This window comes from Streptomyces sp. NPDC037288 (assembly GCF_055603265.1).
Genome location: NZ_JBVJVY010000011.1, coordinates 58,321 through 71,549, shown reverse-complemented (window position 1 = coordinate 71,549; position 13,229 = coordinate 58,321). Strand labels below are relative to the sequence as shown.

The following is a 13,229-nucleotide window of genomic DNA, read 5'->3' as shown; positions in this document are numbered from 1 at the left end:
TCTCAGGGTTCTCCAGGGTTACGGTGGCCGCATGACCGACGGCATGCCCGAGATGACCAGCCTGGAGCGCACCGCCCTCTACAAGTCCCTCGGCAACCCCCTGCGCCGCCGGATCCTCGAGTACCTCGGCCGGCACGGCGAGGCGAACTCCACCGTCCTCGCCCGCGAACTCGGCGAAAGCTCCGGCACCACCAGCTACCACCTGCGCAAACTCGCCGAGCAGCGGCTCATCGAGGAGATCCCGGAGAAGTCCGGCGGCCGGGAGCGCTGGTGGCGGAGCCTGCCCTTCGACCACACCACCCCCGACCCGGCCGCGATGCCCCCGGAGGAGTACGCGGCCGCCACCGAGGTCGCCCACATCAAGATCGAGTTGGACACCGCCCTCTACCGCCGCGCCTACCAGGAGTACCGCGGCCCCGAGGGCTGGGCCCAGATCCAGCGCCACGGCACCTGGATGACCAGGGAGGAACTGCTCGATTTCATGCGGGAGTACCACGCCCTGCTCGGTCGGTACGGCCGCCCGCGCGAGGAGGCCCCGGACGAGGCGCGCCCGGTGTCCATGCGTTTCTACGCGGTACCCGAGCCCGTGGGAGAGTGGAACGGTGAACCGACTGGCCCATGAGACGTCCCCGTACCTGCTCCAGCACGCCGACAACCCCGTCGACTGGTGGCCCTGGTCGGCCGAGGCCTTCGACGAGGCCCGCAGGACCGGCAAACCCTTGCTGCTGAGCGTCGGATACAGCAGCTGTCACTGGTGTCATGTCATGGCTCACGAATCCTTCGAGGACCAGGCCACCGCCGACTACCTCAACGAGCACTTCGTCAGCATCAAGGTCGACCGCGAGGAGCGGCCCGACGTCGACGCCGTCTACATGGAAGCCGTGCAGGCCGCCACCGGTCAGGGTGGCTGGCCCATGACGGTGTTCCTCACCCCGGATGCCGAGCCGTTCTACTTCGGGACGTACTTCCCGCCCGCGCCGCGGCACGGGATGCCCTCCTTCCGGCAGGTGCTGGAAGGGGTCCGGCAGGCCTGGGACACCCGGCGTGACGAGGTCTCCGAGGTGGCCGGGAAGATCGTCCGTGACCTCGCGCAGCGGGAGATCGTGCGCCACGCCCCGCAGCCGCCCGGCGAAGCGGAACTCGCCCAGGCCCTCCTCGGGCTGACCCGCGAGTACGACCCGCAGCGCGGCGGATTCGGCGGGGCGCCGAAGTTCCCGCCGTCCATGGTGCTGGAGTTCCTGCTGCGGCATCACGCGCGCACGGGCGCCGAGGGCGCGCTGCAGATGGCGCAGGACACCTGTGAGCGCATGGCCCGGGGCGGTATCTACGACCAGCTCGGCGGCGGGTTCGCCCGCTACTCCGTCGACCGCGACTGGGTCGTGCCGCACTTCGAGAAGATGCTGTACGACAACGCCCTGCTGTGCCGGGTGTACGCGCACCTGTGGCGGGCCACCGGCTCGGACCTCGCCCGGCGTGTCGCCGTGGAGACCGCCGACTTCCTCGTACGTGAACTGCGTACGGAAGATGGCGGGTTCGCCTCCGCGCTCGACGCCGACAGTGACGACGGCAGCGGGCGGCATGTCGAGGGCGCGTACTACGTGTGGACGCCCGAGCAGCTGCGCGCGCTCCTCGGGGACGCGGACGGGGAACTCGCCGCCCAGTACTTCGGCGTGACCGACGAAGGGACCTTCGAGCACGGGCAGTCCGTCCTCCAGCTCCCCCAGGAAGACGTCCTGTCCGACGCCCGGAGGATCGCCTCCATCAGGGAACGCCTGCTCCGGAAGCGGGCGCAGCGAGCCGCGCCCGGCCGGGACGACAAGGTCGTCGCCGCCTGGAACGGACTCGCCGTCGCCGCGCTCGCCGAGACCGGCGCCTACTTCGACCGGCCCGACCTGATCGAGGCCGCCCTCGGCGCCGCCGACCTCCTCGTCCGCGTCCACCTCGACGAACACGCCCGCCTCGCCCGTACCAGCAAGGACGGCCGGGTCGGCCCCAACGCCGGTGTGCTGGAGGACTACGCCGATGTCGCCGAGGGCTTCCTCGCGCTCGCGTCCGTAACGGGGGAGGGCGTCTGGCTCGATTTCACCGGGCTTCTCCTCGACCATGTGCTCGCCCGTTTCGCCGACCCGGAGACCGGTGCGCTCTACGACACCGCCTCCGACGCCGAGCGGCTCATCCGCCGGCCGCAGGACCCCACCGACAACGCCACCCCGTCCGGCTGGACCGCCGCGGCCGGCGCCCTGCTGGGCTATGCCGCCCACACCGGGTCCGAGGCCCATCGCACCGCGGCGGAACGCGCGTTGGGCGTCGTGAAGACCCTCGGACCGCGTGTGCCCAGGTTCATCGGCTGGGGGCTCGCCGTCGCCGAGGCCCTCCTCGACGGGCCGAAGGAGGTCGCCGTCGTCGGTCCCGACCTCGCGGACGAGCGGACAACCCTCCTGCACCGTACGGCACTTCTGGGTACCGCCCCGGGTGCCGTGGTCGCGGTCGGCGCTGCGGAGAGCGACGAGTTCCCGCTTCTCGCCGGCCGCCCGCTCGCGGCCGGTGAACCGGCGGCGTACGTCTGCCGGCACTTCACCTGCGACGCGCCGACGACCGATCCCGAGCGGCTGCGGGCCGTACTCGCCGGCCGCTGAACAGTCCGGGAGCGGTCCGGAACAGTCCCGGAGCGGTCCGGGAACAGTCCGGAAGATCGCCGAGCTGCGTGAGCGCGCGGGAGCGTCATGCGGGTGAACTGTCCAAATGTCTGTGTGCCGACGGTCTTCCCGCCCAGGGTGAAGAAGACGGCGGCGACGACCCGCTGGGCCTGGACCGCAACCGGGACGGGGTGGCGTGCGGGAAGGGGGACGTCACGCGCCGCTGAGCCGGTGCCGAGTCCGGCGCCGTGGTCAATTCCCCTGGGTACGCATGTTCAACGCCCGCTCCACGACCGCCTCCAGCCGGTCGTGGTGTGCGCCCTTCCAGTAGGCGCGGCCGCATGCCGTGCACTGGGCGAAGACGTCGTACGAGCGTTGTGAGCCGTGTTTGAGCTGGTGGGCGACCTCGGCCTTCGTGGCCTGCTTCAGCAGACCGTTGCAGGCGGTGCAGCGGGTCCAGGGGTTCAGGTCGGGGGCGAAGCGGTCGAGGACGTCGTGCAGCTGGTCGTCGGGGCGGGTGCTGTAGACGAAGGCCCCCGCCCACAGTTCGCGGCGGCGCAGCAGGCCCCGGTCGCGGCTCAGCAGCACCCGCTTTTCGGCCGCCGAGCGAGCGGCCAGCGCCGGGTCGCCGATGTCCGTCGACTCGTACGCCGTGTCCACGCCGAGCAGGCGCAGCCGGCGGGCCAGGGTGCCGAGATGGACGTCCAGGAGGAAGCGGAGCGGGGCGCCGGGGACCTGCTGGGGGCGGGGGACGGGACGGACGGACACCGTCTCGCCCGCCGCCGGGATGTGCGAGACGGGTACTTCGCGGCCGTCCACGACCAGTGCGCCGACCTCGGTCAACGGCACGCCGAGGGACTCGATGACATGGCCGAGCGTCGAGACGCCGTCGGTGCCGAGCGGCGTGGCGCCGGTCCGGCGGGCGGCCGGCACGAACAGGTGGAGCGCGGGGGCGACTTCGACGTGGATCTCGGGTCGGTTCACCCCGTCAGCATCGCACGGGGCGCTGCCCGGACCTCAGTGGTTTTCGGTGGGCAGGCCGTGCTCCAGGACGTCGAGGGCGCGGTCGATCAGGCCGTGGAAGTCGTCCCGGTGGTCGTTCTCCGCCCAGTACATGGACGTCTCCATCAGGGCGCCGATCAGGGACATGGCGTGTACCCGGACCTCCAGGCCGTCGGGGTCGCGTCCGGTGCGCTCGCCGATGGCCTGGCAGAGCATGCGACCGGTGGACGACATGCTCTCCATCATCCGCGAGCGCACCGCCGGGACCTGGACCATGAGGTGGGTGCGCAGCCGGGAGACCGCGGGGTCGTTGTCGATGCCGAACTCGACGGCCCGGTGCAGGACGTACCGCATGGTCTCGAACCAGGGTTCGTCGGCGGGCCGCGCCCGGATCTCCTCCAGGATGAGCGGGTCGTACTCGTCCGTGAGGACGATGTCCTCCTTGGTCGGGAAGTACCGGAAGACGGTCGACGGCGACACCTCGGCCCGATCGGCGATCTGGTCGATCGTCGTGGCGTCGTACCCCTGCTCCGTGACCAGTTCGTACGTCGCGGTGCGGATCGCCTCCCGGGTCTTGATCTTCTTGCGCTCGCGGAGACTCAGCTGCGGGCGGTCGGCGGGGGAGAGGGGGGAACGTGCGGCCGTCATGCGGGTCATTGTCGGGCATCCTCCGCGGGAGCGGCCACGCCGGGAGCGACGGCCTCCGTGGGCCGCGCCGCCGCCGTCCCGGGCAGGAACGCCGCCGCCAGCAGCGCGGAGACCAGGGCGGCGGCACCGCACACCAGCAGGACGACGGTCATGCCGTGGACGTACGCGCTGTTCGCGGAGGCGGCGAGGTGGGCGGAGTGGGTCTTCTCGGCGATCACTCGGGCGGCGACGACCGAGTCCCCGGCGGTGTCGGCGGCGGGTGCGGGAAGGCCGGCCACGTCGAGCCGGTCGCGGAAGGCGTTGGCCAGCAGGCTGCCGAGCAGGGCGATGCCTGTGGCGGAGCCGACCTGGCGCAGGGTCATCAGCAGCCCGGAGCCGCTGCCGGCCCGGTCCCGGGGCAGGGTGGCGAGCGCCCCGGTCATGGCCGGGACGAGCGCGAAGCCGAAGCCCAGTCCGGCGACGGTGAGCCACAGTGCGGTGAAACCGTAGCCGGAGTCGGTCGTCGTACGACTGCCGAGGAGCGCGGCGAAGGCGAGGACCACCAGGCCGGCGCTGACCGAGGCGCGCGCACCGAAGCGGGCGGCGACCGGCGGGGCGAGCTTCGCGGCGACGGACAGACCGAGGACCATCGGCAGCATCCGTACGCCGGTGCCGAGGGTGTCGTTGCCGAGGACCGCCTGCAGATAGGGCGGCAGTACGAACATCAGGCCGGACAGGACGAACATCACCAGGGTCGCGGCGACGGTGTTGAGCAGGAAACCGCGGTGGGCCAGGAGTGTCATGTCGAGCATGGGGCGCTCGACGCGGCGCGAGCGCAGGACCAGCCCGGCGAGCAGGACGGCCGACCCGGCGAACATGCCGATAACCAGCGGGCCGCCCCAGCCTCGGTCGGGTGCCTCGATGATCGCGTAGATGAGGGCGCCGAGGCCGGCGGTGGTGAACGCGGTGGACAGCGCGTCGACCCTCGGAGTGGCCGGGTCTCGGGTCTCGGGCAGCAGGAACACGCAGGCGAGGACGGCGATCGCGACCATCGGGACGTTGATCAGGAAGATCGAGCCCCACCAGAAGTGCTCCAGCAGCCAGCCGCCGATGATCGGGCCCAGGGGCATCCCCAGCGCCGAGCCGGTGGAGACGAGGGCGATGGCCCTGCCCTGCTCGTCGGGCGTGAACAGCGACGGCAGCACGGACATCGCCAGCGGCATGATCAGCGCCGCGCCGACGCCCATCACCGCGCGCGCGGCGGTCACCACGTTCACCTCGCCGGCCAGGGTGCCCAGTAGGGAGCCGGCCAGGAAGACCAGGAGCCCGGTGATCAGCATCCGGCGGCGCCCGAACCGGTCCCCGAGCAGTCCGGCCGGGAGCATCAGCGCGGCGAAGACGACGACGTACGCGTCCGCCATCCACTGCTGCTGGCCCGTCGTGGCGCCGAGCTGCCCGGCCATCGTCGGCAGCGCCACGTTGAGGATCGTGGTGTCGAAACCGAGCACCAGCATGCTCGCGACCAGGGCCCCGAGGGCCCACCAGCGGCGGGGGTCGTGCCGCGTCTCATCGACGTGCGTGACTGTAACCATGAATTGAGAGTAACTCTCAAAATGGTCAGCCTGTCAATGGCGAGCTGGTCTCAGGCGCACGAAAACGGCCACGGCAGGTGAGCCGTGGCCGGAAAGGAGCGGGGGAGTGGGGTTACGCGTGCTGGTAGGCCACCAGCGAGATGCCGACGTAGTGGACGACGAACGCGGCGAGCGTGAAGGAGTGGAAGACCTCGTGGAAGCCGAACCAGCGCGGGGACGGGTTCGGCCGCTTGATGCCGTAGACCACGCCGCCGACGCTGTAGAGCAGGCCGCCGACGATCACCAGGACCAGTACCGCGATGCCGCCGGTGCGCAGGAAGTCGGGCAGGAAGAACACGGCTGCCCAGCCCATCGCGATGTAGCAGGGCGTGTAGAGCCAGCGCGGGGCGCCGACCCAGAAGACGCGGAAGACGATGCCGGCCGCGGCGGCGGCCCAGATGCTCCACAGCAGCCACTGGCCCTTCGCGCCGGGCAGGAGCAGCAGGGTCAGCGGGGTGTAGGTGCCCGCGATGATCAGGAAGATGTTGGCGTGGTCCAGGCGGCGCAGGACACCGTCCATGCGGGGGCTCCAGTCGCCCCGGTGGTACAGCGCGCTGACGCCGAAGAGCAGGCAGGCCGTCAGGACGTAGATCCCGCAGGCGATGCGGCCTCTGCCGGAGTCGGCGAGGGCGGTGAGCACGAGGCCCGCGATGAGTACGGCCGGGAACATGCCGAGGTGCAGCCAGCCGCGGAGCCTGGGTTTGACCGGGTGCGACAAGGAGAGCGCGACGGGACCGCGGCCGCTGGCCGGCGTCTCCGTGGGCGCGTCGGGGGCGGACGCAGTCATGCGGGCATGGTACCTACGGCGCCGTAAGTCGGCTATCAGTGCGGCTCTTGGTCGATCGAACGCAAAAAGACCTTCAGGTGTCGCAAACCTGGACGTAAAGGAAACGTAAACGGGCCTGGAAACCGTGGTTTTCCTCACGTCGCTCACCTGTGAGGCCCCCTGGACATATGGGCACTCGCGTCGGATGATCAAATGAGTGCAGTCGGCACCGGATGAGCATCAGTGAAGCGTCCGGGTCGCAGCCCCCACGGGGCAACAAGGAAAAAATCCCTTACAAGGGCATGAATCCCTCACTTAGGAGCAACCGTGGCGCGCGACAACTCGGCTTCCAGCGTTCCCACCCGACACCAGGAACTGATCTCGTGGGTCGACGAGATCGCCGAACTGACGCAGCCGGACAGCGTGGTCTGGTGTGACGGCTCCGAGGCCGAGTACGACCGGCTGTCCGCGGAGCTGGTGGCCAGGGGCACCTTCAAGAGGCTCGACCCGATCAAGCGCCCCAACTCCTACTACGCCGCCTCCGACCCGACCGATGTCGCGCGTGTCGAGGACCGGACGTTCATCTGCTCCGAGAAGGAGGAGGACGCCGGCCCGACCAACCACTGGAAGGCCCCCGCCGAGATGCGGGAGATCTTCAGCGGCGACAAGGGCCTGTTCCGCGGCTCCATGCGGGGCCGCACCATGTACGTCGTCCCGTTCTGCATGGGCCCGCTCGGCTCCCCGCTGTCCGCGATCGGCGTGGAGATCACCGACTCCGCCTACGTCGCCGTCTCCATGCGCACGATGACGCGCATGGGCCAGGCCGTCCTGGACGAACTCGGCGACAGCGGCTTCTTCGTCAAGGCCGTCCACTCCCTCGGCGCCCCGCTGGAGGAGGGCCAGGACGACGTCCCGTGGCCGTGCAACTCCACCAAGTACATCTCCCACTTCCCCGAGGACCGCGAGATCTGGTCCTACGGCTCCGGCTACGGCGGCAACGCCCTGCTCGGCAAGAAGTGCTACGCGCTGCGTATCGCCTCGGTCATGGCGCGTGACGAGGGCTGGCTGGCCGAGCACATGCTGATCCTCAAGCTCACCCCGCCGCAGGGCGAGTCCAGGTACGTCGCCGCCGCCTTCCCGAGCGCCTGCGGCAAGACCAACCTCGCCATGCTGGAGCCCACGATCTCCGGCTGGACCGTGGAGACCATCGGCGACGACATCGCCTGGATGCGGTTCGGCGAGGACGGCCGCCTGTACGCGATCAACCCCGAGGCCGGCTTCTTCGGCGTCGCGCCCGGCACCGGCGAGCACACCAACGCCAACGCGATGAAGACCCTGTGGGGCAACGCGGTCTTCACCAACGTCGCGCTCACCGACGACGGCGACGTGTGGTGGGAGGGTATGACCGAGGAGGCTCCGGCCCACCTGACCGACTGGAAGGGCAACGACTGGACGCCGGCGTCCGAGACCCCGGCCGCGCACCCCAACGCCCGTTTCACGGTCCCCGCGTCCCAGTGCCCGATCATCGCGCCGGAGTGGGAGGACCCGAAGGGCGTGCCGATCTCGGCGATCCTCTTCGGCGGCCGGCGCGCCAGCGCGGTGCCGCTGGTGACGGAGTCCTTCGACTGGAACCACGGGGTCTTCCTGGGCGCCAACGTGGCCTCCGAGAAGACCGCCGCCGCCGAGGGCAAGGTCGGCGAGCTGCGCCGCGACCCGTTCGCGATGCTGCCGTTCTGCGGCTACAACATGGGCGACTACATGGGCCACTGGGTCGACGTCGCCAAGGGCAAGGACCAGGCCAAGCTGCCGAAGATCTACTACGTCAACTGGTTCCGCAAGAACGACGAGGGCAAGTTCGTCTGGCCGGGCTTCGGCGAGAACTCCCGTGTCCTGAAGTGGATCGTGGAGCGCCTGGACGGCAAGGCCGAGGGCGTCGAGACCCCGATCGGCGTGCTGCCGGCCAAGGGCGCGCTGGACACCAAGGGCCTCGAACTGTCCGAGTCCGACCTGGACTTCCTTCTCACGGTCGACAAGGAGGTCTGGCGCGAGGAGGCCGCCCTGGTCCCCGAGCACCTCAACACCTTCGGCGACCACACCCCGAAGGAGCTGTGGGACCAGTACCGCGCGCTGGTGGAGCGCCTGGGCTAGTCCCGCCTGCGACCCCACGGCCGGTCCGGATGCCCTGACCAGCGATCGTCACGGCCGGCCGTGGTGACCACCCACCGGGGCCCCGCACAACGGAGTGCGGGGCCCCGGCTACACCCCGGGAAGCCGGCCGGAGCCGGAGCCGGAGTCGGCGCAGTGCAGGGGCGCCCGGTCCGCGCGTCGCTGCGGGTGCACGCGGACCGGGGCCGATCGAGGGACCCCGCAGGTGGGGTCAGTGGGCCGTGCTGAGTTCCTTCGGGTCGGCCGGCAAGGCGGCACCGTGGGCGTCCATCCGTTCGGCCGCGAGGATCGCCGCCGCCGTGTCCGCGCGCGAGGCGGCGACCACGAGCGCGCGCCCGGCGAGGGCGTGCGCGCGCCGGTGCAGCGCTGCGGGGTCCCCGGCGGCGGACGGCGTCGCCCGCAGCGGGGCGCGTCCTCCCCGGAGCCGGGCCACCTGGGCGGCGAGCCGCTCGGCGGAGGTCTCCAGGTCGGCCGACGGAGTCAGCCCGCGCAGCTCGTCGGTCACGGCGAGCAGGGCCGCGAGGTGCCCGGCGAGCTGGATGTCCAGCTCCTCCTCGCGCGAGCGGTGGGGGAAGTCGGAGGTGGTGCCGGCCATCGTGCGGTGGACCGACTTGGTGCGGATCGGCTCGTACATGGGTGATGGCCTCCTGTGCTCTGACAGGAAGCCATCCTAGCTTGGATTTCGTCTAAAGTTGAGTCGGGTCACGGATTGCCCCGGTCGAGCTCCCACCCCGGGCCGGGTGAGGGCGTCAAGGCTGGCCGTACCCGTCCAGGAAGTGCCCGATCCGGGTGATCGCGTCCCGGAGATCGCCGACCGTGGGCAGGGTCACCACGCGGAAGTGGTCCGGCTCCGGCCAGTTGAAGCCCGTGCCCTGGACGACCATGATCTTCTCCTGGCGCAGCAGGTCCAGGACCATCCGCCGGTCGTCCTTGATCTTGAAGACCTGGGGGTCGAGGCGCGGGAAGAGATACAGCGCGCCCTTGGGCCGTACACAGCTCACGCCCGGGATCTGCGTCAGCAGCTCGTAGGCGGTGTCCACCTGCTCCTTCAGCCGGCCGCCCGGCAGCACCAGGTCGTTGATCGACTGGCGTCCGCTGAGCGCGGCGACCACCCCGTGCTGTCCCGGCATGTTCGCGCACAGGCGCATGTTCGCCAGGATCGTCAGGCCCTCGATGTAGGAGTCGGCGTGGGCGCGCGGGCCGGAGACCGACATCCAGCCGACCCGGTAGCCGGCCACCCGGTACGCCTTCGACATGCCGTTGAAGGTGAGGGTGAGCAGGTCGGGGGCGACCTTGGCGGTCGGGGTGTGGGTGGCGCCGTCGTAGAGGATCTTGTCGTAGATCTCGTCGGAGCACACCAGCAGGTTGTGCCGGCGGGCGATGTCGGTGAGCCCCTTGAGCATCGCCTCGTCGTACACGGCCCCCGTCGGATTGTTGGGGTTGATGATCACGATCGCCTTGGTGCGGTCGGTGACCTTGCGTTCGACGTCGGCGAGGTCGGGCATCCAGTCGGACTGCTCGTCACAGCGGTAGTGCACCGCCGTACCGCCGGAGAGGGAGACGGCCGCCGTCCACAGGGGGTAGTCCGGGGCCGGGACGAGGACCTCGTCGCCGTCGTCGAGAAGGCCCTGCATGGCCATCACGATCAGCTCGGAGACGCCGTTGCCGATGAAGACGTGCTCGACGTCCGTCTCGATGCCGAGGGTCTGGTTGTGCATGACGACCGCGCGGCGGGCGGCCAGCAGGCCCTTGGCGTCGCCGTAGCCGTGCGCGCTGGAGACGTTGCGGAGGACGTCCTCGAGGATCTCCGGCGGGCACTCGAAGCCGAAGGCGGCCGGGTTGCCCGTGTTGAGCTTGAGAATGCGGTGTCCCGCCGCCTCGAGCCGCATGGCCTCCTCGAGAACCGGGCCCCGGATCTCGTAACAGACGTTGGCGAGCTTGGTCGACTGGATCACCTGCATGTCGTGAGCTTACGGCCCGGTAATGCCTCATGGGTCGTGTTTTCCACCACGTGAGACCGGAGGTTTGCCCGGATATCGCCGAAGGCTGTCTCAGCGGTCACTTGCGTCCCTACAATCCGCTGTCATGTCCACCGAACGGGAGCACCAGGCGGGGGCGTACGGCGCACAGGGCCCGGGCGGTGAGCATCGGGAGCTGCCGGACACGCCCCTCGCACAGCCGTCGCCTCCGGCACCGCCGAGCGTGTACCTCCGGCCGGCCCCGGCGCCGGCGTACGAGGAGTACACCGACCCGGCCGCCGCGCACGGCTGGCAGAGCGCCTACGACGAGACGCGCGAGCTGCCCCCGCTGACCGAGCCGGCCCCGCCGGGTGAGGGCAGGGCCGCGCGGCGGCGCGCCGGGAAGCGCGCGGGCGGTCGCCGGCGGGTGGCGGCCGTCGCCGGGGTGCTGGGTGTGGCCGGCGCGGTCGCGGTGATCGCCGCTGTGGCGGGCGGCTCGGATTCCGCACCCCCGGACGGGTCCCGGCCGGCCGGTGCCGGACGCGTCGCCGTCGGTGACTCGGCCACCGCGAGCCCCCGCACGGACAACGGCTCCCCGCCCCCGCCCGTCTCGACGGCCGCCGCCGGCTCGCCCTCGGTCGTGTCGTCCGGCTCGACGGCCGCCCCGGCCGTCCGCGCGTCCCAGTCAACCGGCGGCCCGAGCGGCACCACGACCGCCGCGCCCACCGCTCCCCCCACCCCCACGCCCACCCTCACCACAACGACGGCCACCCCGACCGCCTCCCCATCGAGCTTGCCCAGCAGCCGGGGCCGCGGTCACGGCGCCACCAAACGCCCCCGCTGACCGGCGGGGCCGCTTCCGTGTCGGCCGGGCGGGTGGCCCCAGGGCCGCTTCGTCCTGTGCTCCGGCCACTCCACCGCGTCGGTGGCCGGTCCAACCGCCTAGATCTGTTCCAAGGGGTCGCTCCGGGGGTTCGTCAGCTCAGTTGCCGTACGGAAATGAGTAGGTGCCGGTGGTCTTCGTGTGCCGCGTCATCCTCGTCCGGTACGCCACTGAGTAGTGCCCGCTGGCCGGGGCCCAGAAGTTCAAGGCGCACTTGGGAGGCGTTGAAGGAGTTGAGGGCGTCCAGCAAGTACGCGGGGTTGAAGGCGACCGCCATGTCATCGGCGTCGGCCAACGTAGCCGCGAGCTGCTGCGAAGCGATGTCGTCTCCGTACCCCGCTTGCAGGAGGACGGTTCCCCGGGTGGAGAAGTCGAGCCGGACCGGGCTGTTCGGCTCCGCGACGACCGCGACACGGCGGACCGCGTCGGCGAGCGCCTCCCGCTGTGTGACCGCGACTGCCGGGCTGTCCAGTGTGAACAACGTGTCGTAGCGCGGCAGCCGCCCCTCCAGCAACCGCAGTGTCGTACGCATCCCGGTTCCCTCGAAGGCGATCAAGCCACCACCCGAGCCACCCGTGCCGTTCAGCCCGATGCGGATCAGCCCCGACTTCGCCAGTGCCCGGGAGATCTCGGTCAGCCTGCGGCCGGGAACCACCACCTCCACCGCGTCGGAAACCGCCCCCTCCGGCTTCCACGGCACCATACGCACGGCATACCGGTATCGGTCCGTAGCGGCCAACGTCATGGACTCGCCATCCAGCCGGAGCTGGATCCCCGTGAGCACCGGGAGGAAGTCGTCACGGCTGGCGGCTACCACGACCTGTGCGACCGCCGCCGCGAACTCCGCCGCATCCAACGTTCCGCGAAAGTCGGGAAGCTCGGGAAGGGCCGGATACTCCTGCGTGGGCAAGGTCGACAGCCCAAAGCGCGTACCGCCCCCTTCCATCGTGAAGCGTGTTCCTTCCAGCGCGCACGCCACCATCGCATCGGGCAATACCCGGCAGATGTCCAGCAGTCTGCGCCCGAGCACGAGCACCCGACCGGCTGTCGGCGTCTCCGCCGGGACCTCGATGGTCGCGGACGCCTCGTAGTCGAAGCCCGAGATACGCAGCCGTCCCTCCGCCGCGTCCAGCATCAAGCCGCCCAGGACAGGTACAGGCGAACGTGCGGGCAACGACCTTGCCGCCCAGCCCACGGCCTCGGCGAGAGCGCCGCGCTCGATCTGGAACTCCATCCGTACATCCCCCGTCGCGTCGCACCAGTCGGTCCACGCACGCTATATGTCACCACTGACAACGCTCGGCCCGTCCCGGCCCGCACAGGGCGAGAAGGCCCACGGTCTGGTGGCGGCGCCCGACTTGGGCCCCCTCGCGACCGCGCTCCATGCCAAACCGACGCCCTGCTGAAGGAGTCGCCGCATCTCACGCCATGGCGGCCCATGGCAGGGACCGTGCCGCAGCTGACCGACGCCGAGCTGGTCACGCTCGCGATGACGCAGGCGGCGGCCGGCTCGATCTGACCGAGGCCCGCTTCGCCGCGCAGGAGACCGTGATCCGGGCC

11 protein-coding genes and 1 pseudogene are annotated in these 13,229 nt (G+C 70.8%); 5 read left to right on the top strand and 7 right to left on the bottom strand.

Features of this window, described 5'->3' with window-relative positions; all coding sequences use genetic code 11:
• The first annotated feature begins 31 nt into the window (after window positions 1-31).
• Window positions 32-622: an ArsR/SmtB family transcription factor gene (locus tag ACZ7GZ_RS15720; RefSeq protein WP_471024464.1), complete on the top strand. Its 591-nt coding sequence runs from the start codon at window positions 32-34 to the stop codon at window positions 620-622.
• Window positions 603-2,636: a thioredoxin domain-containing protein gene (locus ACZ7GZ_RS15715; RefSeq protein ID WP_471024462.1), complete on the top strand. Its 2,034-nt coding sequence runs from the start codon at window positions 603-605 to the stop codon at window positions 2,634-2,636. Before ACZ7GZ_RS15720 ends, ACZ7GZ_RS15715 begins: the two co-directional genes overlap by 20 nt.
• Before the next feature lie 252 nt (window positions 2,637-2,888).
• Here the strand turns inward: ACZ7GZ_RS15715 and ACZ7GZ_RS15710 are convergent, their stop codons facing one another.
• From ACZ7GZ_RS15710 to trhA, 4 genes are all read right to left on the bottom strand, one after another.
• Entirely contained in the window at window positions 2,889-3,620 is a 732-nt protein-coding gene (locus ACZ7GZ_RS15710; protein ID WP_471024460.1) for a Mut7-C RNAse domain-containing protein, read from the bottom strand.
• A gap of 33 nt (window positions 3,621-3,653) precedes the next feature.
• Complete coding sequence (locus ACZ7GZ_RS15705) at window positions 3,654-4,286, bottom strand: TetR/AcrR family transcriptional regulator (RefSeq protein ID WP_471024459.1); 633 nt, start codon at window positions 4,284-4,286, stop codon at window positions 3,654-3,656.
• Between the two features lie 5 nt (window positions 4,287-4,291).
• Window positions 4,292-5,857, bottom strand: a complete 1,566-nt coding sequence (locus ACZ7GZ_RS15700; RefSeq protein ID WP_471024458.1) for an MFS transporter — start codon at window positions 5,855-5,857, stop codon at window positions 4,292-4,294.
• 112 nt (window positions 5,858-5,969) lie between these two features.
• A complete protein-coding gene (trhA, locus tag ACZ7GZ_RS15695; RefSeq protein WP_471024456.1) occupies window positions 5,970-6,683 on the bottom strand; it encodes a PAQR family membrane homeostasis protein TrhA in 714 nt (237 codons plus the stop codon).
• 306 nt (window positions 6,684-6,989) lie between these two features.
• On the opposite strand from trhA, the gene ACZ7GZ_RS15690 reads away from it, so the two are divergent.
• The gene (locus tag ACZ7GZ_RS15690) at window positions 6,990-8,810 is read left to right on the top strand and encodes a phosphoenolpyruvate carboxykinase (GTP) (RefSeq protein WP_471024455.1); all 1,821 of its coding nucleotides are present in this window, start codon (window positions 6,990-6,992) and stop codon (window positions 8,808-8,810) included.
• Window positions 8,811-9,039: 229 nt separating this feature from the next.
• Here ACZ7GZ_RS15690 and ACZ7GZ_RS15685 read toward each other — a convergent pair whose 3' ends face one another.
• Both ACZ7GZ_RS15685 and ACZ7GZ_RS15680 read right to left on the bottom strand, forming a co-directional pair.
• On the bottom strand, window positions 9,040-9,462 hold the full coding sequence (locus ACZ7GZ_RS15685; RefSeq protein WP_471024454.1) for an SCO4983 family protein: 423 nt from the start codon (window positions 9,460-9,462) through the stop codon (window positions 9,040-9,042).
• Window positions 9,463-9,577: 115 nt separating this feature from the next.
• Window positions 9,578-10,789: a pyridoxal phosphate-dependent aminotransferase gene (locus tag ACZ7GZ_RS15680; protein ID WP_471024452.1), complete on the bottom strand. Its 1,212-nt coding sequence runs from the start codon at window positions 10,787-10,789 to the stop codon at window positions 9,578-9,580.
• A 124-nt stretch (window positions 10,790-10,913) separates the two neighbouring features.
• On the opposite strand from ACZ7GZ_RS15680, the gene ACZ7GZ_RS15675 reads away from it, so the two are divergent.
• Window positions 10,914-11,630, top strand: a complete 717-nt coding sequence (locus ACZ7GZ_RS15675) for a hypothetical protein (RefSeq protein ID WP_471024451.1) — start codon at window positions 10,914-10,916, stop codon at window positions 11,628-11,630.
• A gap of 133 nt (window positions 11,631-11,763) precedes the next feature.
• Here ACZ7GZ_RS15675 and dnaN read toward each other — a convergent pair whose 3' ends face one another.
• The gene (dnaN, locus tag ACZ7GZ_RS15670) at window positions 11,764-12,903 is read right to left on the bottom strand and encodes a DNA polymerase III subunit beta (RefSeq protein WP_471024450.1); all 1,140 of its coding nucleotides are present in this window, start codon (window positions 12,901-12,903) and stop codon (window positions 11,764-11,766) included.
• A 109-nt stretch (window positions 12,904-13,012) separates the two neighbouring features.
• Between dnaN and ACZ7GZ_RS15665 the strand changes: the two are divergent.
• Window positions 13,013-13,179, top strand: a pseudogene (locus ACZ7GZ_RS15665) (IS982 family transposase); the annotation flags it as partial.
• Between the last annotated feature and the right edge of the window lie 50 nt (window positions 13,180-13,229).

Coding starts and splice junctions, on each gene's coding strand:
- ACZ7GZ_RS15685 (WP_471024454.1), bottom strand. CDS start 9,462: ATGTACGAGCCGATCCGCACCAAGTCGGTCCACCGCACGATGGCCGGC.
- ACZ7GZ_RS15720 (WP_471024464.1), top strand. CDS start 32: ATGACCGACGGCATGCCCGAGATGACCAGCCTGGAGCGCACCGCCCTC.
- ACZ7GZ_RS15700 (WP_471024458.1), bottom strand. CDS start 5,857: ATGGTTACAGTCACGCACGTCGATGAGACGCGGCACGACCCCCGCCGC.
- dnaN (WP_471024450.1), bottom strand. CDS start 12,903: ATGGAGTTCCAGATCGAGCGCGGCGCTCTCGCCGAGGCCGTGGGCTGG.
- ACZ7GZ_RS15680 (WP_471024452.1), bottom strand. CDS start 10,789: ATGCAGGTGATCCAGTCGACCAAGCTCGCCAACGTCTGTTACGAGATC.
- ACZ7GZ_RS15675 (WP_471024451.1), top strand. CDS start 10,914: ATGTCCACCGAACGGGAGCACCAGGCGGGGGCGTACGGCGCACAGGGC.
- trhA (WP_471024456.1), bottom strand. CDS start 6,683: ATGACTGCGTCCGCCCCCGACGCGCCCACGGAGACGCCGGCCAGCGGC.
- ACZ7GZ_RS15705 (WP_471024459.1), bottom strand. CDS start 4,286: ATGACGGCCGCACGTTCCCCCCTCTCCCCCGCCGACCGCCCGCAGCTG.